Origin of the sequence: Gracilimonas sp. BCB1 (assembly GCF_040117685.2) — a bacterium.
In the GTDB taxonomy this organism is placed as follows: domain Bacteria; phylum Bacteroidota; class Rhodothermia; order Balneolales; family Balneolaceae; genus Gracilimonas.
The window spans coordinates 155,001-175,000 of sequence record NZ_JBEDYP020000009.1; the positions used below are offsets into that span (position 1 = coordinate 155,001).

Annotated in this window: 13 protein-coding genes and 2 rRNA genes (2 of these 15 cut by a window edge); 4 read left to right on the forward strand and 11 right to left on the reverse strand. The window is 43.7% G+C overall.

Annotated elements, in window-relative coordinates:
* Together ABFW99_RS04790 and recQ are read left to right on the forward strand one after the other, a co-directional pair.
* Window positions 1-784 carry the 3' portion of an ABC1 kinase family protein gene (locus tag ABFW99_RS04790; RefSeq protein ID WP_349355715.1) on the forward strand. The gene continues 557 nt to the left of window position 1, outside the view, so the window shows 784 of its 1,341 coding nt (coding positions 558-1,341); its start codon lies off the left edge, out of view; the stop codon is at window positions 782-784.
* Window positions 785-869: 85 nt separating this feature from the next.
* Window positions 870-3,083, forward strand: a complete 2,214-nt coding sequence (recQ, locus tag ABFW99_RS04795) for a DNA helicase RecQ (protein ID WP_349355714.1) — start codon at window positions 870-872, stop codon at window positions 3,081-3,083.
* Window positions 3,084-3,178: 95 nt separating this feature from the next.
* Here the strand turns inward: recQ and hflC are convergent, their stop codons facing one another.
* The 6 genes from hflC to hisC all read right to left on the reverse strand — a co-directional run bounded on the left by hflC (window position 3,179) and on the right by hisC (window position 13,000).
* Window positions 3,179-4,126: a protease modulator HflC gene (gene hflC, locus ABFW99_RS04800; RefSeq protein ID WP_349355713.1), complete on the reverse strand. Its 948-nt coding sequence runs from the start codon at window positions 4,124-4,126 to the stop codon at window positions 3,179-3,181.
* A gap of 1 nt (window position 4,127) precedes the next feature.
* A complete protein-coding gene (gene hflK, locus ABFW99_RS04805; RefSeq protein WP_349355712.1) occupies window positions 4,128-5,135 on the reverse strand; it encodes an FtsH protease activity modulator HflK in 1,008 nt (335 codons plus the stop codon).
* Between the two features lie 80 nt (window positions 5,136-5,215).
* Window positions 5,216-7,702, reverse strand: coding sequence for a PP2C family protein-serine/threonine phosphatase (locus ABFW99_RS04810; RefSeq protein WP_349355711.1), 2,487 nt, complete (start codon window positions 7,700-7,702; stop codon window positions 5,216-5,218).
* Between the two features lie 168 nt (window positions 7,703-7,870).
* Window positions 7,871-9,676, reverse strand: coding sequence for a histidine kinase dimerization/phosphoacceptor domain -containing protein (locus ABFW99_RS04815; RefSeq protein ID WP_349355710.1), 1,806 nt, complete (start codon window positions 9,674-9,676; stop codon window positions 7,871-7,873).
* Between the two features lie 107 nt (window positions 9,677-9,783).
* Window positions 9,784-11,868 carry an alpha-ketoacid dehydrogenase subunit alpha/beta gene (locus ABFW99_RS04820; RefSeq protein WP_349355709.1) on the reverse strand — a complete coding sequence of 695 codons (2,085 nt, stop codon included), beginning with the start codon at window positions 11,866-11,868 and terminating at the stop codon, window positions 9,784-9,786.
* 19 nt (window positions 11,869-11,887) lie between these two features.
* Window positions 11,888-13,000 carry a histidinol-phosphate transaminase gene (hisC, locus tag ABFW99_RS04825; protein WP_349355708.1) on the reverse strand — a complete coding sequence of 371 codons (1,113 nt, stop codon included), beginning with the start codon at window positions 12,998-13,000 and terminating at the stop codon, window positions 11,888-11,890.
* Between the two features lie 151 nt (window positions 13,001-13,151).
* On the opposite strand from hisC, the gene ABFW99_RS04830 reads away from it, so the two are divergent.
* Together ABFW99_RS04830 and ABFW99_RS04835 are read left to right on the forward strand one after the other, a co-directional pair.
* Window positions 13,152-13,847 carry an SDR family NAD(P)-dependent oxidoreductase gene (locus ABFW99_RS04830; protein WP_349355707.1) on the forward strand — a complete coding sequence of 232 codons (696 nt, stop codon included), beginning with the start codon at window positions 13,152-13,154 and terminating at the stop codon, window positions 13,845-13,847.
* 67 nt (window positions 13,848-13,914) lie between these two features.
* Entirely contained in the window at window positions 13,915-14,580 is a 666-nt protein-coding gene (locus ABFW99_RS04835; protein ID WP_349355706.1) for a hypothetical protein, read from the forward strand.
* On the opposite strand, the gene ABFW99_RS04840 is transcribed toward ABFW99_RS04835, so the two are convergent.
* The 5 genes from ABFW99_RS04840 to ABFW99_RS04860 form a co-directional block, all read right to left on the reverse strand.
* Entirely contained in the window at window positions 14,570-15,427 is an 858-nt protein-coding gene (locus ABFW99_RS04840) for an SGNH/GDSL hydrolase family protein (protein WP_349355705.1), read from the reverse strand. The two genes, ABFW99_RS04835 and ABFW99_RS04840, sit on opposite strands and share 11 nt — an antisense overlap.
* 4 nt (window positions 15,428-15,431) lie before the next feature.
* Window positions 15,432-16,130, reverse strand: a complete 699-nt coding sequence (locus tag ABFW99_RS04845) for an SIR2 family NAD-dependent protein deacylase (RefSeq protein WP_349355704.1) — start codon at window positions 16,128-16,130, stop codon at window positions 15,432-15,434.
* Entirely contained in the window at window positions 16,123-17,616 is a 1,494-nt protein-coding gene (locus ABFW99_RS04850; RefSeq protein ID WP_349355703.1) for an acyl-CoA dehydrogenase family protein, read from the reverse strand. Before ABFW99_RS04850 ends, ABFW99_RS04845 begins: the two co-directional genes overlap by 8 nt.
* A 160-nt stretch (window positions 17,617-17,776) precedes the next feature.
* Window positions 17,777-17,886 (reverse strand): 5S ribosomal RNA (gene rrf, locus ABFW99_RS04855).
* A gap of 126 nt (window positions 17,887-18,012) precedes the next feature.
* Window positions 18,013-20,000, reverse strand: a 23S ribosomal RNA gene (locus ABFW99_RS04860); it runs 902 nt beyond the window's last position.

A 20,000-nucleotide genomic window follows, 5' to 3' on the forward strand; every position in this document is an offset into this window, starting at 1 on the left:
AGTAAAACAAACGCTGCTGGAAGAAACCGATTATACAAATGAAGGGCAGCAAATTGAGCTATTCCGGGAGCGATTTGGCGGGATGAATATCGTTATCCCGGAGTGGATTAAAGAGTATTCCACAGATAAAGTGCTATGCATGACGTACATGGAAGGCCGGCACCTGAATGAGTTCCTTAAAGAAGACCCAACCCAGGAACAACGAAATCTATTCGGTCAGCTTTTGTGGGATTTTTTTCATCAACAAATACAAGATAAGAATTACGTACACGCAGACACTCATCCCGGAAATTTCTTATTTACTCATGATAACAAGCTGGGCGTAATTGATTTCGGTTGTGTAAAACAATTTCCTGAAGAATTTTTCATGGATTACCTGCGACTGCTGCCCACCCATTTAGATGGAGATGAAGAAGCTATTCGCAATCTATATTACAAACTAAAAGTCATTAAACCAGATTCAGATAATCCCGACAACGAAGAGGAATACTTCCGTTTTGCCCGTAATTATGGGATGACTTTCGCTGAGCCTTATAAATCTGAAGTTTTTGATTTTGGGGACGAGGAATACCGAAACAAGATTAAATACTTCACCAAAGACGCCCCCATTGGTAACGAACCTCGTGGTTCCCAACACTTCTTATACACAACCCGTGTTCATCTCGGACTTTATAATATATTGATGAAGCTCGGAGCCCGGATCAATACTTCTGACAGCAAAGAAATACTTAGTGAAATGCTGGATGTTGATTTCGAAGACATCATCGAAAACCAACCTGTTTAACTAGTTATTCAGTCTCGATCTTAGCTTTTTTCAGATAAATCTGTAAGGAATTCAGTTTTCCCGGCTCTTACTTTAGAAAAAGACGATGAACCAAACAGAAAAAACTCTCAATATTATGCCGGACCTCCAACAAGCTGAACATATACTCCATGATGTTTTTGGCTTTGAGGAATTCCGCTCCCTTCAAAAAGATATAATTGAAAACGTTCTCCGGAAACACGACACCCTAGCCGTGATGCCCACCGGTGGCGGAAAGTCGCTATGCTACCAAATTCCTGCCCTCATATTTGATGGGTTCACCATTGTTGTCTCTCCCCTAATTTCGCTCATGAAAGATCAGGTGGATCAACTCACAGCTTATGGAGTTTCTGCTTCATACCTGAACAGCTCGCTTTCGCCCCGGGATTATCAAAATACACTGGATCTTATCCGAAGAAATAAGCTGGATCTTTTATATCTGGCTCCTGAAACTCTGTTGAAAGGTAATGTCCTGAATTTGCTCACCGGACTTAATGTAGAGTGCATAGCCATTGATGAAGCTCACTGCATTTCAGAATGGGGGCATGATTTCCGGCCGGAGTACAGGCAGCTGGCTAATGTGACCAGACGATTTGAGAACGCAGTAACTTTAGGCTTAACTGCTACCGCAACGTTACGGGTTCAAAAAGACATTGCGGTATCACTGGGTCTTAAAAATGCCCATACATTTGTCGCCAGCTTTAATCGGAAAAACCTTTACCTGAATGTAGAATCTAAAAATAACGCTCTTCAGCAGGTCATAAACTTTCTGAGGCGACACGAAGGTGATTCAGGGATTATTTATTGTTTTTCCAGAAAACAAGTTGACCAACTTTCACAAGATCTGAATGCAAACGGATTCAACTCCCTACCCTATCACGCGGGGCTTGCAGAACAAGAGCGTGCAAAAAATCAGGATGCTTTTATTCGGGATGAGGTGAACATTATTGTAGCGACCATCGCTTTTGGGATGGGTATTGATAAGCCGGATGTTCGGTTTGTTGTTCACCACGACATGCCCAGGAACATTGAGTCCTACTATCAGCAAATTGGCCGCGCCGGACGTGATGGGCTGCAAGCCGATTGCCTGTTTCTGTTCAGTTATGGTGACGCCTCAAAAATCAGGTACTTTATTGACCAAAAAGCTGAAAGCGAACAGCGGGTGGCTGAGCAGCACCTTCAAAAACTGATGGAGTATGTGGAATCCCATCAATGCCGGCGTATTAAGTTACTCCAATATTTTGGGGAACATTTCAACGAACCAAATTGCGGAATGTGTGACTTCTGCACCGGAGACACCCCCGAAAAAGAAAACATCACCATTCCTGTTCAAAAGTTTCTTTCAACTATGGCACGTACCGACCAAAAATTCGGATATCACCATATCAAAAATATTCTGGTCGGTTCACGCCGCAAAGAAGTTCTGAAATTTGGGCACAATCAGCTTTCAACTTATGGAATCGGGAAAGAATTTAGCCGACCAGAGTGGAAACAACTGTATCGTGAACTGATGAAGCAGGACATCATTGTGAGAGAGTTTGAACATAAAAGTTTAAAGCTTACTCCCAAAGCCGTGGAAATCCTCAAGGGGGAACAGGAGGTTTTTGGGGTGATTGAGGAGCCCCAAAAGAAAAACCAAACCGGGGGTGCTAAATCAGAAATCGAATCGCTTGATTTCAATAAAAACCTATTTGCCTTACTTAAAGAGAAACGGATGGACCTGGCTCAACAACAGGGTGTACCACCATATGTAATTTTTGCAGATACCTCTTTGATCGAAATGGCTTATTATTTTCCCCAATCGAAAGAGAGTTTTTTGAAAGTACATGGTGTGGGACGAGCCAAAGCAGAGAAATACGGAACAGCTTTTCTAAATCCCATTATTGAGTTTTGTAAAGAACAAGGCTTGAAAGAAAGGTCCAAATCCGGGCAACCAAAGAAGAGTAAAGCCCGAAAAACACTCAGTAAAACCGGCCGGCCTTATGAAGTAGGACACATGTTTCTCCAGGGAGATACTATCACCGACATTGCCACTAAAATTGATGTAAAAGAGAGCACCGTTGTTGGCTATTTACTCAAGTTTGTTAAAGCCGGAAATAAGATACCTTCAGATAAAATATTAGGTGCCTCAAACCTCAGTAGATCTAACCTGAAAAAAGTAGAGCAAGCTTTTACCGAACATGGAACCGATATGCTTCGTCCTGTTTTTGAAGCCTTGTCTGAAAAAATAACTTATGATGAATTGAAAGTGGTGCAGCTGTACTTAATTGCTAAAGGCTGACTGTCTGCTTTTGGGCTAATCACAACGTTTTTAGGCAAATAAAAAAGCACGGGCTAAATTAACCCGTGCTTATATTCAAAAAGTGTTGCGCAGTCTTAGTCGATCCGGTTCAGATAACGGAAGAAATCACTTTCGGTTGAGAGTATTACATTGGTTTGCTCATCAATGGTTTTCACATAAGCATCCATGGAACGCATAAACGAGTACAGCTCTCTTGCCTGAGGCGATTTATTATAAGCTGCATTATAAATAGCAGCGGCTTGTGCATCGGCATTACCTCGTATGATTTCAGCTTCCCGGAAAGCTTCCGATTGAATTCGGGCAAGGTCTCTTTCCTTTTCACCGTTAATACGGGAAGCTTCACCCTGACCTTCCGACCTGAATTCATCCGCTATTCGGTTACGTTCAGAAATCATACGGTCGTACACTGTTTGGCGTACATCTTCCACATAATTTACACGCTTGATGCGGAAATCCAGAATTACAATTCCCAGATCTTTAGCCCGCTCATTTCCTTTTTCCTGGATTTCATCCTGAATGAACCCCCGTCCTGTTTCGATGGTCTCCAGCGAATCTTCCACCACTTCTAAGATAGCCGCACCGGAAGTATCCGGTTCACGATTGCTGGTTCGAACAATTTCGAGTAAATCGTGAGAGGCAATGGCATTTCGGGTTTCCCCATCCAGAATGTCATCAAGTCGGGACTGAGCTCCGCGTTCGTTGCCCAATCGCTGATAGAACTGCAGGGGATCTGTTATTTGCCATCGCGCATAAGAATCCACAAAAATGAATTTTTTGTCACGTGTTGGAATTTGGTTTCGATCTCCATCCCATTCCAGATACCGCTTTTCGAAAAAGTTGGCCGTCTGCATGAACGGAATCTTGAACTTCAAGCCCGGCTGTGTAATAGCTTCCCCAACGGGATCACCAAATTGAGTAATGATGACCTGCTCGGTTTCATGTACGATATAGAATCCATCAATAGCTGTTAAAAACAGCACTAAACCAACGACAACGGCAATAATTCCTTTTGCTTGACTCATCTTAGTTACCTCCGTCGTTTTGATTTGTTGAACTGCGGGCTCCATCTAACTGAAGCTGAAGCAGTGGCAACACATTGTTTCCGTTCTGATCTGTTATAATTTTCTTCCCCATTTTTGGTATGATATCTTCCATGGTTTCTAAAAAGATCCTTCGTTTTGTAACCTCCGGGGCTTTTATGTACTCGGAGTATAAATCGTTAAAACGAGACACTTCACCTTCGGCCGTATTCACACGCTCCGAAGCATAACCTTCCGCTCGCTGAATGGTTTCCTGAGCTTCACCTCGTGCTCTTGGGATTACACGATTGTAATCGGCCCGAGCTTGGTTAATCAATGTTTCTCTTTGCTGTTGAGCTTCATTTACGGCATTAAAAGAGGGTTTTACCGGATTCGGTGGATTGATATCCTGCAGAACTACCTGTTCTATGGTAATCCCCATTTCATATTCAGTGACCAAGGATTGAATCAATTGTTGAACCTGGATTGACACTTCGGCACGCCCAACGGTGAGTACTTCATTCACCGTACGATCACCCACAATCTGGCGCATCGCAGCTTCGGAAATATCAGATAAAGTAGATTCGGCATTACGAACTTTAAACAGGTAGCTATAAGGATCGTTTATACGATACTGAACAACCCATTCAACATCCGCAAGGTTTAAGTCGCCGGTTAGCATTAATGATTCATCTTCATATCCTGCCTTTTGATAACGGGTTTGAACCCCGGCCTGAACCGTACGATATCCAAATTCTTGTTTCAGTTGTCGTTCTACAGGAACCAATTCAACCTGATCGATAAGTGGCAGTTTATAATTCAGTCCCGGTTCAACGGTTTCTACAAATTTACCCAACCGCACTACAACTCCTACCTCTTCAGGATCAACCGTGAAGAAGGTGGAAAAGCCGAGCAGAGCAACAATCAATCCGCCAATAATAAGCCGGATGTTTTTTGAAACCTTCTCGAACTGCGGCGGTACATTAAAATCAAAATTTTGATCTTCAGCCATGTTCTGTTTTTTGTGATTAATATTATCAAAGCAACTCGCTGGCAGCCTGTTTTAATTGGTGCGATTTGCCTTATTCTTTTTTAAATCTTCAGGCATATGATAGTAGTATCATCCGCCAATTGATAGTTACTGAATTTCTGAACAGTCCGTTTTATTTCCTGTGCAATTTCATTTGCCGACAGGGTTTCCGTATCAATGGATTCTATCAGTCGCGGCACTTCATCAAAACCAAAACGTTCACCTTTTTCATTCACTGCTTCCGGCAATCCGTCTGAATAAAGCAGGAAGAAGTCACCTTTCTTCATGGTGATGGTTTCGGCATTGTATTTAACCCCTGTTTTTAGTCCTAAAGGGTAAGAAGGGGCCGGCGTATGGATGTATTCTGCAAGCCCGTTTCTTTTTAGAATAGGGCGGCAGTGTCCCGCATTGGCTATACTCATTTTCATAGAACCAAAATCATAACGAGCCAGCGCACAGGTAATAAATGTTCTTTTGTCTGTTCTCGAAAATATCGGTTCGGTAATCTGCGACAATACCTCATCCGGCATGTCTTCTTTCATTCTGGACAGCAGCAATCCACTCGTAAATACAGCCGGCATGGCCGCACGCATCGCCTTGCCCGAAACATCCACCACAGCCATGGTTAAAGATGTTACCTCGCCTTGTTCATTTTCTGAAAGTACGTAATCAAAGTAATCACCCCCTACCTCAAAAGACGGCAGAAAAAACCCATAAACATCAATTCCATCAGCTTTTGGCGGTTGAAGAGGCATCAGTTTGTATTGGCTTTCGCGAGCTATCTCTATTTCTTTTTCAACCCGCAGATGCTGGGCTATTCGTTCCTCATATTCAGGGATGTATCCGCCAACTTCGGAAACGGAGAAACCATATCGGTAAGCGATAAACCCATAAACTAATGGCCCGGCCAAAATAAATGCCTGTACCCAACTTACATAAGCTACTTCCATTGACTCAGAACCGATGTAGGGCTGTATCATATAGAACACATTGAAGAACCATAAAGCAGTACACACACTGAGTAATCCAAACTCACGAATGGCATAAATCAGTACAATGGCTATACCCAGGTAAATGGCCAGATCTTCAAATACCGAACCGCTTGTACCTATAAGACGCCCTAACACGGTTATACAAACTCCACTGAATATGATCGAAAGAATTCCGACTAACCAATCCCGTTTAACCCAATGATTAATAATGGAGTAAACAAAACCAATTTGTGCAACACACACCAGCCAGGTAACCGTCATCGCACTCATATTTATTGTAAGTAGCTTAGGCTGAATACTTGCCTCTGCAAACCCAAACTGACTATCGATTTGAATCAGGTAATCTCCCATTAAATATATCAAGGTGGACATGATCCCAATGAGAATCCCGCCAACCGCAAAACCATGGATAATACCGGCTCCTGTTTCACTGATAAAAAACTTTCGTTGCCAAAGTGCATCAATTACGTCAACCTGGCGTTGTTTCTGAGAACGGGCCAGTGCCTCCCAGCTTATATATGCCAGTGAGCCATACAGCCCAACCACCATAGCAAACAACACACTGTTTATGGTCGCACCAAATAACCCGGCATTACTCAAAAAATCATTAAACGTGTAATAAAAGAAAATGGCTCGCCATCCGTAGGTTGTAACCGCCACAACTATAAAGATCACAAGGGCACGTCTCCATTCTACCTTTCCTTTAAAAATGTTTTGAATTCCAACCGTAAAAACCAGAATAGCGAGAATAAACAGGGCTGCAAACAGGGCATATGTAAAGTATAAATCACTATCGTCCTCAATTGAGGTACTTGCTTGTAAATTTTCGGGTTCAAACTGATTCATTGCAGCGAACGACTCGATACTAAAACCAAATTCTGTCCGGAAACCAAGCTCATTATCAATTTCCCGAACTACTGGTTTCAGGTTAAGTGTCAACGTTTCGGGAGTATCAGATACATCAGGTCTTCTTTTCCAGTTTATGTCAAGGGTGTTGGCACTCCCATTTTCCAGTATCACTCTGCTATTTCGCTCTTCAAGTATTTCAAAAGAAGTGTCACCTGTGTTTTCTTCGATGATTTCGTATTTATCCAGATCATAGCCTAATGTATTTCCTACAAGCTCGCTTGCAATTGCTAACAGTGAGTCGCCTTGTAAAAAGGTAGGGTTTGGGTTTTCATCATGGGCCTTTAATCGAATCACCCTCCCCGAATTGGATACATTTACCCTAAGCCGGCCAACATCATCAAATAACTGGCCTGTAGAAGCAAACATACCGTTGTTTCTATTTCTGCTGCCTATAATTGTTTCCCAGCTTTGGATATGCACGCTTGCATTGTTCAGCTTTGCCGGATTTGTTTCATCCGTTAACGTGTCTTGAAGGGTTTTCAGGTACTTCAGATGCTGTTTGCGCATCGTCATCATAGCAAGAGTATCGGCAGAGAACCCAAGCATTGGAGCAATATCTATAAGCCGTTCTTCAACGGTTTCCTTGCTTTCAGATATAGGTCCTGCTGCGTAGAATTCTATGTCGGGACGGAGAAGAAAATAGCTCACTAACCCGGCTAATCCACAAAAAAGTAATATAAAAGTACGTCGGTTTAACAACGAAATGCGCCCTAATTAATCTTATGCCATTAATAATGGCCGGAGTTAATAGTAATAAAGAAAGCTACGATTTTTTGAATGCTTTGTTACTAACCATTTGACGAGATTTGAACAAAGTCAGTTCTTCAGTTCCTTTTCCCGGATAAATTCAATTTTAAAGATACTTCCACTGGCCTGTGAGCTGTCCAGTATTTCAAAATCTCCTTCTAACTGTTCGGCAAGCGTTCGGATTAGAGTTGAACCAAGTGAATTGGAATTGGTGAATTTATTGATATCAAAACCTTGTCCGTTATCAGAGATAACCATAGTTATTCTACCGTTATCTTCGGTCATTTTTACCTTTATATTTCCATCCTCCTGATCCTTAAAAGCATGTTTATAGGCATTCACAATCAACTCATTAATGAGCAAGGAACATGGAATGGCTTGGTTGATACTCAGCGAAATTGGCTCTACCTCTGCAGAAAGTTCAATATTCTTTTGGCCGTTCATGTGCATACTGCTTATAGCTTGCAGTAAGTCATTAACATATTTATCGTAATCAATGAAGGCCAGCGATTCGCTTTCATAAAGCATCTCATGAACCAATGCTATAGATTGGATCCGCATTTGGCTGTCGCTAAGAGCTTTTTCTACTTCCGTGTTTTTGGCACTGTAGCTTTGCAGCTGAAGCAGACCTGAAATGACAGCAAGGTTATTTTTTACCCTGTGATGAATTTCTGCCAGCATCACCTCTTTTTCTTTTAGAGATCCGCGAATTTCTTCTTCCTGTTTTTTACGTTCAGAAATATCACTGGCCACCGAAACGGTTCCTACTTTATTTCCTTGTATATCCATGAGCTCTGCCTCGGAAAACAAAACAGATAATAAATGCCCGTCTTTATGGATCAGTGAAAACTCAAAGGATTTTTTGTCTTTTCGGTTTTGCTCATACTCCTTTCCCATCTGCTTCATATTGTAAAAATCTTTCACCTGACGTTGAATCATTTCTTCAACTTTATACCCCATTAAATCAGCAGCTGCGGAATTAACCCGGATCAGGGTTCCACCATTGTCCGTTACAAATAAAGCTTCCTGAATGGATTCAATGATATTGTCGACATATGCTTTAGAAACCGTTTTTTTCTGAAGCCCGGCCGCCATTGAGTTGAATGCTTCCGATAATTCTCCGATCTCATCTTTGGAAGTCACCCCTATTCTTTCATCCAGCTTTCCTTCACCCAGTTTTTTCGCTGTTGCGCTTAGTTTTGCCAAAGGGTTTGCAATAGATCTGTAAATATAAACAGCCAGAACAATAGCCAGCAATACCGAGCTGAGCGTAGCAATATAGTTTATTAATTCTGCTCTCTCCAGTGAGTTGGTGAGCTGAACATTTCGTTGCTCCTGAATAGATAATACAAAACTCCGTAGCTGAGTTATTTCCGGTATGATGTTATTGCGAAAGTAAGGCTCAATCGAATTGATGAACATGATGTTAGCCTGCGCAAAATCTTCTTCTCCCAGATCTAACCATTGTTTTGCTATCGACTTATACACTTCATAGCTCATCAGCAGTTCATTCACATCCTCCGGTAACCGCTGATCCTGAACCAGCAAAGCCTCCAATTTTGCGAAGGCCGCTTCAAACTGCTCCAGCTCTCCCTCAAATTGCGATATGAGGGCTACCACAGCCGGGAGCTCCTGAACCGTATCGTAGTTTTTTTCTACTACCAGTGCCTCTCTTATTCCATTCAAAAAAATCAGGCTTTGGAATAGGCTGCGCTCCATTTCACCTGTATAAATCACAACCTCAGAAGCTTCATTGACCGACCGTAGCTGTTCCTGCCTTATTTCCGAAGTGAATTGATCAGAAATAAACCCAACAACAGCCAACAACAAACTGATGCATATAAAGCCAATGATAATTTTTGTACCGAGTCTCAAGCCTGATAAAAATTAAAGAGTTGAACGCCTTCAATTATAGAGCTTCCTCGCAGAAAACTCTATGATCTTAAAATTAAAAAAGACTCATGTAACAATTGGCTCCAAACTTAGAAAGAGAGCAATTCCTCTATCTTACCGGTAATTTTTTCGGTAGTTGGAAGCACTGAGTTCATCAGGTTAACATTATAAGGAACAGGGATATCGGGCATGGTTATACGTTCAACCGGTGCATCCAGGTAAGTGAAGGCTTCACGCACAAGAACTGCTGCAATCTCTGCTCCGAACCCGGCTGTTTTGTTGTCCTCATGAACAATCAAACAACGGTTTGTTCGCCGAATGGAATCCAGAACAGCCTCTTTATCCCAGGGCATCAAAGTCCTTAGGTCCAGTACATCTGCAGATACTCCCAGTTTTTCTACTGCGGCTTCACTTCGTTCACACATAGCTCCCCATGTAACAATGGTAAGCTCCTCTCCTTCTCTCAGCTTTTTTGCTTTTCCAAATGGTACAATAAATTCATCACCCGGATATGGCTTTCGTGCATATTTGGCATCTAACAAATTACGGTGCTCAAAAAAGACCGTTGGGTTATTGCTTCTCATCGCTGATCTGAGCAAACCAACTGCATCTTCGGCGTTGCTTGGCATGGCTACCTGCCATCCGATGGCGTGAGTAAAAAACACTTCGTTACTCATACTGTGCCATGGATCACCACACTTGGCGAATCCGCCGGGCATACGAACTACAATGGGTGCAGCAAAACGATTGGCCGTTCTCCAACGTGTAGTTCCACAGTTGTTGAGCTGCTCTGTTGCCGGATCTGCATATTTCCTGAATTGAATCTCAGCTACCGGCATTAAGCCTGAATATGCCAAACCAACGGCCCGCCCTATAATTCCTTCTTCCGAAAGACTGGTATCGAAAACTCGATCTTGTCCAAATTCTGACTGAAGGTCCATGGTTGCTGCATGTACCCCGCCTTTCATCCCAACGTCTTCCCCAAAAACCATTACCCTTGGGTTGGTTTCAAGCTCATACTTCAGCGTACGGCGGATCGCTTCCACAATGTTAATACGCTGCTTTTCGGGCTTCGCTTCTTCAGTCGACTCCGGAAACTCATGACCTTCAACAGCAAGTCCTCCAATGGTCTGGATTTCATCTTCTGCGAAAGCAAATTTTTCAGTTTGGGATGTATCCGGTTGAGGACGATTCAATGCTGCTTCTGCCGCTTCTTCAATTGTCTCTTTTGCTTTCTTTTCCCAGTTTTTCCAGGTTTTTTCCGTGATCTGATCCGGCACCATATAGGCTTTTAGTTTTTCAAGAGGATCATTCTTCTTTTCTTTTTCGACTAACTTGTCATCTTTATACGCCTGGTTATCCTGATAAGAATGGCCGTTTAGTCTTGGAACCGTTAAACGAATAAGAGCCGGGCCTTTTCTTCCCCGAACGTAGTCGACGGATTCTTCCAGTAACGATGCCGCTTCTTCCGGATCGGTTCCGTCGCCGTCATAGATCTTCAGGTTATTAAATGACTGAAGATTGTTACTGATCTTACCACCCGGTGTCTGATATTCGCTTGTTACGGAAATACCATACCCATTGTCTTCAATATAGAATAACACGGGCAGGTTTTGTGTAGTAGCAATTGTCAGTGCCGACCAGAAACCATTTGTTGCAACCGAACCGTCACCACCTAGAATTACAGAAATGGCTTTGTCATACTCTTTTTCTTTGAGCACTTTTTTACGGTATTCAATCCCCTGTGCCCAACCAATGGCAGGTGTGTATTGGGAACCTACATCCCCGGCCATGGGTAATACTTTTGGGGCGTCGGCATCCGGTTTATTGCACACCACCCCGATATCACGCCCATCGCTATAACCGCCCGACTTACCCATGGGCGCTGCCATGGCATCTTCTTCAGAAAGACCAAGCGTAAGTAACAGTGGACGGGAACGATAATACGCACTCGCAGAGTCGTGCTTATTTGTAAGCAACTTCCCTAATAAAATCTGGCCAAGTTCATGACCTCGAGCCGAAAACTGGTACAATACTTCTTTATTAGGAACCAGCTCATTTTCTTCCTTATCGTCCATTGCCCTTGAGGTAAGCATAAGCCGGGCAACGTCTTTCCAGTCAACGTCTTTAGTTGTTTTGTTTTTCTTCTTTGATGCCGTTTTTTTTCTGGCCATAAATAAAACTCTTTACTGCTTACTTCTTAGTTACTTCTAAAAATGATTGTTCGAAATGATCCATTTCTTCAGACAAACCTACTGTAATCCTGATACAATTCGGCAATCCAAAAGCATTGATTCGGCGCAGAATCACTCCCTTTTCCAGCATGTTTTGGGTAAACTCAATCGCTTCATCTTCTGATGGAAGAACCATCATCACCGAATTTGAAATTGATTTAACGTAATCCACATTATGCTTATCAAAAAATTTATACAAACGCTCCTTACTTTCTTCTACAACATCAATGCTTTTTTGCAGAAACTCATGATCGTTGTATGCTGCGAGAGCGGCTGCTTGTCCCAGGGTTGTAGGCTCAAAAGTTAGCTTTGTCTTCATCATATTACTGATGAATTCTTCATTGGCAATGGCATATCCCACTCTGAATCCAGCAAGTCCATAAGCTTTCGAAAATGTTCTTAATACAATGATATTGTCATGCTCATAATCCAGAGCTTGTGGATAATCCTCAACGCCCTTTGTGTACTCGAAGTAGGCTTCGTCCATCACCACAAGCACATCTTCCGGTACTTGCTTCATGAACCATTCAAATTCTTCCTTGTTGATATAAGTACCGGTAGGGTTATTGGGGTTGGCAATATACACCATTTTGGTATGCTCATCGATGGCATTGGCAATGGCTTTTACATCATAGCGGTAATCCGGCGTCATCGGAATTCTTTTCAGGTGAACTCCCCGAACACCAATCTGCACAAAAAATCCCACGAAGGTCGCATCGGCCGTTACAGCGTTTTCCTTATTCAGAAAGAACGTTTTACAGAGAATGGAAATAATACTTTCTGATCCGGAAGCAAGTAACACGTTTTCGCTTTTCACCCCATTTCGTTCTGCAATGGCCGCACGAAGTTCTCTGGCAACCGGATCCGGATAATCCTGAATTTCTTTAAACGCCTCATCAATTGCATTTTTTACTTTTGGGCTGCATCCCAATCGGTTCTCGTTGGAAGCAAGTTTGGCTATTTTGGTGGGTTTGTATAAATCTGCTACTTCTGCAATAGTTTTACCCGCAACATAAGGTTTTAGTGTTTCTATATTACTGGGTACTAACGGTTTACCAGTTTTTGTAGTCATTAAGCCTTAACTTACTATTTAGGATTTCTAACAGTGTGCAAATTTACCACTAAAAAAGCGCTTTTTCCAAGCTCGCTCCAACTTATCCGAACTATTTGTAAATGCAATTGTTTTCACCTTTAAATCATCTAATCAAATCCACAATCATTTTATGAGTAAGACGATTTTAGTTACCGGTGCCAGCCGCGGTATAGGGTATGAAACTGCATTAAAGCTGGCCTTAGAAAACAATACCGTAATTGCTACTGCCCGGTCTGAGGATAAGTTACAGAAACTATCAAATGCTGCGGAAAATGGGACAATCATTCCGATTACAGCCGACCTCACCAAATCGGAGGATATCGGCAAAATTGCTGAAGCGGTAGAGGACACCGATGGATTGGACGGGTTAATTAATAATGCCGGGGCCGTTCACCGGGAAGCTTTTATGGATACCAACATTGAAGTATTCAAAAAACTTATGGATGTGAATGTATATGGGATTGTTCGACTTACCCAGACATTGAAACCTCACATGAATAAAGGAAGTCACATACTTAACATTTCCAGCATGTCAGGTTATCAGGGGAGCCTGAAGTTTGGAGGATTATCAGCATATGGAGCGGCCAAAGCGGCAGTGGTTGGCTTATCGGAAGTACTGAGTGCAGAATTCGCAGAAGATAACATTGCCGTTAATTGTTTGTGCATCGGGGCAGTACAAACCGAAATGCTGGAAAATGCCTTTCCCGGTTTTGAAGCCCCCGTTTCTCCAAAGCAGATGGGTGATTATATAGCCAACTTCATCTTAACAGGCCATCAATTTTATAACGGAAAAGTATTACCGGTAGCATTAAATGATCCGGGTTAGTACAGGATGGTATTGGCATTTATTATTTACTAACTTCGGTAAAACCAAAAAAAACTAAGAGACTCTAATGCGTATACTTTCAGCATTATTACTTTGCTTCACAATTATCTTTTCAGCATACGAAGAAACTAAAGGTCAAACCATTGAGCTTCTGGCTGGTAATACACTGAACGGAGCTGTAAACGGGACTTTATTAGGAGGGGCTACGATGGCTTTAAATAATAGCTCTGATTTTGCTCCTTTACGTGTTGGGGTCGGGCTTGGAACTTTATATGGAGTTGGAGTGGGAGCTTACGACATTGCCTCTTCAGGTGGACAGCAGCTGATTGTGCAGGGTTTATTTAATGATGGAAACAACACCAGCATTATTGTTTTACTGGATACTTTTTATGGAGCCGCTGCAGGTGCTGTGGTTACTACTTCCGTGATGTTGGTTGCTAATGAACCGTTAGTAGAAGGATTGCAATATGGAGCGGGAATTGGTGCCTGGGTGGGTTTCGGAGTTGGACTTATTGATGCCTTTGCCCTGTCAAAGCGAGTTACCCCCACCAGTACTGCAATGAAGAGTTCAGTTCCTTCGGCTGATGGATTAGTTGGTATTCGATTTAATGATAAAACCAGCCTTGGATTGGTTTCGCCTACAATAACCACGACCTATCAAACAACCGATAGCGGTTTATCGCGCAAGTTTAACCCTTCTGTGAACTTGTTAAACCTAAAGGTTAATCTTTAGGCTCTGCCAGTTTTTTAATAATTGCCTTCGTTGTTTCCATATGTCCGGAAAGTGAATGGTGCAGGCCGTCGGGAAGGTAGTTCCATGCATTAGGCTCATCCTCACCCATTCGTTTTGCCGTGGCATCTACAATAGCTCCTTGTTTACCGGAAACCACGTCTTGAACCGGACCTAAATCTTCAGGTTTAATCGTGAAATCGTAAAGCAGATTCTCTTCCAGCATTTCATCTATAACGGGAGCAGGTGTAATCCAGATCAATGGGTTTTCCACTCTTGATTCCAATACTGATTGGATGGTCTCTATATTCTCCCAGGTTTCGGAAAGAGGTAACAACGTTCGGTCCGGAGCGATATTCAAACGCTGAGCATCAAATGTACCCAAAGCTACAATCACCCAATCCGGCTCATGAACTACCACATCCCGGTCAATTCGGCGAAGAGCTTCAGCGGTTGTATTGTAAGAAACACCTGCGTTAATGAAATTGAAGTTGGCCTTTTCCACCGAAATTTCCAGTACATGTTTTAAAATAGTAAACCAGCCTTGTGCATCTTCCGTGTTTGAGTCACCGAAGGCTACTATAGTCTCCTCATCATCCATGGGTAGCTTATCAAGGCAATCAACAATTTCGTCTTCTTTCAGGATTTCAAGAGCAGCCTGCCTGGCATTTTCATCATAGTTCTCTCTGTACTCTTTTAGCTCTTCTTCTGTAATTCCAAATAAACCGGCTTCCGATTTTGAGTCATTTTTTCCGGGGAAAAGAGGAATTCTTTTCGCAATGTGATAGAAAGGCAGCATGAACTGCTCAAGAATTCCTTTTTCTTCGTCGGTCGCTTTTTTACTCGCCATTTTGTTATGTGTATTCTTTTATAAGTTTGTCTGCTAATTTTTTAACGCCGGAACCTGCATTCTCTCTGTAGTGCTCCCAGCTATCGAAGTCATATAGTTGAGGATCGGATGGATCAATGATGTATTTTGGGATATGTGTTTGTGCATAATCAATTAATCCTGCTGCCGGATAAACTACTAACGAAGTGCCCACAACAATAAGGATATCAGCTGTAGAAACTTCGATGGCTGCAGGTTCTATCATAGGCACCATTTCTCCAAACCAAACTACATGCGGCCGTAACTGAGCACCATCCTCGGCAGTATCGCCCAACTTGATAGGATCAGAACCAATATCAATGACAATAGATTCATCCTCCACACTTCGTGCCTTTCTAAGCTCGCCGTGTAAGTGCAAAACCTGGTTTGATCCGGCTCGTTCATGCAAATCATCAACGTTTTGTGTAACCACAGAAACATCGAAATGACTTTCAAGTTCAGCTACTGCTTTATGTGCTGCATTGGGTTCGGCTTCCGCAGCTTGTTCTCGTCTGAGATTATAAAAATTGAGAACATTTTCTGGATCATTATTCCAACCTTGTATAGAAGCCACTTCGTTGATGTCGTATCCTTCCCAAAGTCCACCGGCATCCCTGAATGTAGAAAGGCCGCTCTCTGCACTAATTCCGGCCCCGCTAATTACTACGATCTTTTGATCAGGCATTCACCATTGAAAGTTTAAACCAGGAACTGTCCATTTTATACTCTTCCACCACATCAGCATTACCGCCGTACTTATACGTTTGCATGATAGTGTTTACTTCGTCCTGCAATGTCTTGATGGCATTTTGGATCAGTTCGTTATTAAATCCCTGATCGCCAAGGCTGAGGGTAAACTCCATGGAAATAATGCGGCCTAAAGCTCTGCCAAGTTCTACCAACTTACGTTGTGGCATTTTGGGGTCAAGCTCAAAATTCAACCGTTCTTTAAAATATTCTGAAGAACGTGATGTCAGATGGAATTCGCTCAAAAAGTCATGCAGGTTATTGTTTTTCAACTTTCGCATCATCTTCAGAACCGACTCACTGATTTGCTGATAAAGAATGTCATTAGAGCCTTCAAAAATTTGAAACGGACGACTGTCAATAACCGAACGACCAGCTATGCTATCCAATCGGTAGCCCATAGCTCCCTTCAATTGCAAAAGTGATTGTGATGCACGTTGCATGTAATCAGTTACCAGTGCTTTGATAGCATTAGCCTCCAAATCCAGCCTTGAAGTATTTTTCTCTAGCGGGATATTAGTACTGGTAAAATTGCACATCGCAGAACAAACCGTGAAATATGCCTGAATTTCAGATAAACGGCTTTTAACCTGATCGTAATTGATTAAGCTTTGCCCACCTACAAACCGTTCTTTGCAATGCTCCATGGCTTCATCCATCATACGGCGAAGGAAACCCATCCCCATTCCGGGAAACTGCAGCCGGCTTCTGTGAAGAAGGTCAAGCATCATGGTAACCCCTGTACTCTTGGGCTGAAGCTTGTGAGATTCATCAACTTTAATATCAATTTTGTTCTTGCCGTAAGGCAGCATATAAAGTCCAAGATTGTTGTAGTATTCTTCTACTTCAATACCTCCGTTTCGGGTATCGTGGATAAAGAAAGAAATGTCCCGGCCCAAATCACCTTTGTCATTCATATTTCTTGCCGTAATCAACCAATAATCTGCCATACCGGTTAATCCGCCCCAGTGCTTGGTACCTTCGATCTTATAGGTTTCATCCCCTACCTTTTGATAGGATGTCTGCATTTTAAGAGCATCGGAACCATAGTCCGGCTCTGTAATCATCAGCCCACCTAATTTGTTTGAGTTGATTACGCGATCAAATATATCCTTCTTTACTTCTTCATTGGCATAATTAGCCACGGGCTGTAAAAATAATGCCCCGTTTATTCCCATCATGAGAGATAAAGGAAGAGACTCATAAGAGCTGGCCTCCAGCATTGCGAGTGCTTCTGCGGTATTCCCTCCATAACCACCGTAAACAGATGGTATAAATGCTCCAAGGGGAGACAAATCCATAATTTCATTTAAGGTCGACTCTTCAATTCCCCTTACCAGTGTATTTTCTTCTGCTTCGCTACTCTCAGAAAAAATATCGAATAGCTTTTGTTTGTAGTTTTTCAGGAATTTTTGGAAATCCATTGCCATAACTTCTGCTTAGTTTAATATCACTTTATTAACAATACTATTTAATATAAGCATTCCTGCGTGGGTTTTCTGTAATAGTTTTTACAAAATAGCTTGTCTTATAGTCAAAAAAAAAAGCCTCTTCGGATGGCGAAGAGGCTTGGGTAAAAAAGGAAGAAGGCGACGACCTACTCTACCCCTTGTGGGAGTACCATCGGCGCTGCAGGGCTTAACGTCCGTGTTCGGGATGGGAACGGGTGGGACCCCTGCGCTAGAGTCACCTTCAATAAAAATCAGTATGTACTTCGTATCAAAAAAAAAAGTTCTTTGACATGATGAGCCAGCAATAGTAACGGGGTTTATAAACTTAGCTGATTACAGGGGGCTGCACGGGGACCCGTGCAAACCATATAACCGAAGCCAGTGGCCTAATTAGTATAGCTCGGCTAACCATGTTACCATGGGTACACCTGCTACCTATCTACCTGGTCGTCTTCCAGGAGGCTCTTAGGGAATACTTATCTTGGAGCGTGCTTCGCGCTTAGATGCATTCAGCGGCTTATCACTTCCGCACATAGCTACCCTGCGATGCATGCGACCACACAACAGGTACACTAGCGGTGCGTCCACTCCGGTCCTCTCGTACTAGGAGCAGCTCTCCGCAATATTCCTACGCCCACAGCAGATAGAGACCGAACTGTCTCACGACGTTCTGAACCCAGCTCGCGTACCGCTTTAATTGGCGAACAGCCAAACCCTTGGGACCTTCTCCAGCCCCAGGATGCGATGAGCCGACATCGAGGTGCCAAACCTCCCCGTCGATATGAACTCTTGGGGGAGATAAGCCTGTTATCCCCGGAGTACCTTTTATCCTTTGAGCGATGGCCCTTCCATGCGGTGCCACCGGATCACTAAACCCAACTTTCGTTCCTGCTCGACCTGTGTGTCTTGCAGTCAAGCACCCTTATGCTTTTACACGCTACGCACGATTGCCAACCGTGCTGAGGGTACCTTTGGGAGCCTCCGTTACTCTTTAGGAGGCGACCGCCCCAGTCAAACTACCCACCATACACTGTTCCTCCGTTGCCCGGAGGTTAGAATTCACCTGAGGCAAGGGCGGTATTTCACTGGGCGACTCCCCCAACCTAGCGATCAGGGTTCAAAGTCTCCCGCCTATGCTACACATGCATCCGGTAAAGCCAATGTAAAGTTGTAGTAAAGGTTCACGGGGTCTTTTCGTCCCGCTGCGGGTAATCGGCGTCATCACCGATACCACAATTTCACCGAGCTCATGGCTGAGACAGTGCCCAAATCGTTACACCATTCGTGCAGGTCGGAACTTACCCGACAAGGAATTTCGCTACCTTAGGACCGTTATAGTTACGGCCGCCGTTTACTGGGGCTTCAGTTAAGGGCTTCGCCGAAGCTAACCCCCTTCTTTAACCTTCCAGCACCGGGCAGGTGTCAGTCCCTATACATCGCCTTGCGGCTTAGCAGAGACATGTGTTTTTGGTAAACAGTCGTTTGGGCCTTTTCACTGCGCCCCGAACGCCCGAAGACGCCCAGGGGATCCTTCTCCCGAAGTTACGGATCGAATTTGCCTAGTTCCTTAGCCATGAATTACTCGAGCACCTTAGGATACTCTCCTCACCCACCTGTGTCGGTTTGGGGTACGAGCGGGTTGTACAAACTACGACGCTTTTCTCGGCAGCGGGATTACCTCCACTATCTCCTTGCCCGCAGGCTCAGAGTTACTGTCGGGGTTCAGCCTTAACGGGAAGCGGATTTGCCTGCTTCCCAGCCTACGCCCTTTAACGTGCATTCGTCAGCACGCGGGAGTGTCACTTCTGCGTCACGCCTTAGCCTGGCGTACAACTCGGTACCGGAATATTGAACCGGTTTGCCATCGGCTTCGCCTTTCGGCTACACCTTAGGTCTCGACTAACCCTGATCCGATTAGCGTTGATCAGGAACCCTTGGGTTTATGGTGGACGGGTTTCTCGCCCGTCTTCTCGTTACTCATGCCTACAGTTTCGCTTCCAGGGGCTCCACCGGATCTCACGATCCGGCTTCTGCGCCCCTGGAATGCTCCCTTACCGCTCTCTTGAGTCCACAGCTTCGGCAGTATGTTTAATGCGCGGTGTTCTGGACGCCGGGCCACTTAACTGGTGAGTACTACGCACTCTTTAAAGGAATGGCTGCTTCTAAGCCAACCTCCTAGTTGTCTGGGCAACCCAACTTTCTTTGTTCAACTTAACATACATTGGGGGCCTTAGCTGGTGGTCTGGGTTGTTTCCCTCTCTCGCGACGGGACGTTATCACCCCGCCACTGACTGCCTGGTGGCTTCTGCCGGTATTCGGAGTTTGTCTAGGGTTGGTACCCGGTGAAGGGCCCTAGC

Excerpts from the sequence above, each read along its gene's own strand:
- ABFW99_RS04845 (WP_349355704.1), bottom strand. The coding sequence starts at position 16,130 with ATGCCTGATCAAAAGATCGTAGTAATTAGCGGGGCCGGAATTAGTGCA.
- ABFW99_RS04820 (WP_349355709.1), bottom strand. The coding sequence starts at position 11,868 with ATGGCCAGAAAAAAAACGGCATCAAAGAAGAAAAACAAAACAACTAAA.
- hflC (WP_349355713.1), bottom strand. The coding sequence starts at position 4,126 with ATGAGTCAAGCAAAAGGAATTATTGCCGTTGTCGTTGGTTTAGTGCTG.
- ABFW99_RS04850 (WP_349355703.1), bottom strand. The coding sequence starts at position 17,616 with ATGGATTTCCAAAAATTCCTGAAAAACTACAAACAAAAGCTATTCGAT.
- hisC (WP_349355708.1), bottom strand. The coding sequence starts at position 13,000 with ATGACTACAAAAACTGGTAAACCGTTAGTACCCAGTAATATAGAAACA.
- hflK (WP_349355712.1), bottom strand. The coding sequence starts at position 5,135 with ATGGCTGAAGATCAAAATTTTGATTTTAATGTACCGCCGCAGTTCGAG.
- ABFW99_RS04835 (WP_349355706.1), top strand. The coding sequence starts at position 13,915 with ATGCGTATACTTTCAGCATTATTACTTTGCTTCACAATTATCTTTTCA.
- ABFW99_RS04840 (WP_349355705.1), bottom strand. The coding sequence starts at position 15,427 with ATGGCGAGTAAAAAAGCGACCGACGAAGAAAAAGGAATTCTTGAGCAG.
- recQ (WP_349355714.1), top strand. The coding sequence starts at position 870 with ATGAACCAAACAGAAAAAACTCTCAATATTATGCCGGACCTCCAACAA.
- ABFW99_RS04830 (WP_349355707.1), top strand. The coding sequence starts at position 13,152 with ATGAGTAAGACGATTTTAGTTACCGGTGCCAGCCGCGGTATAGGGTAT.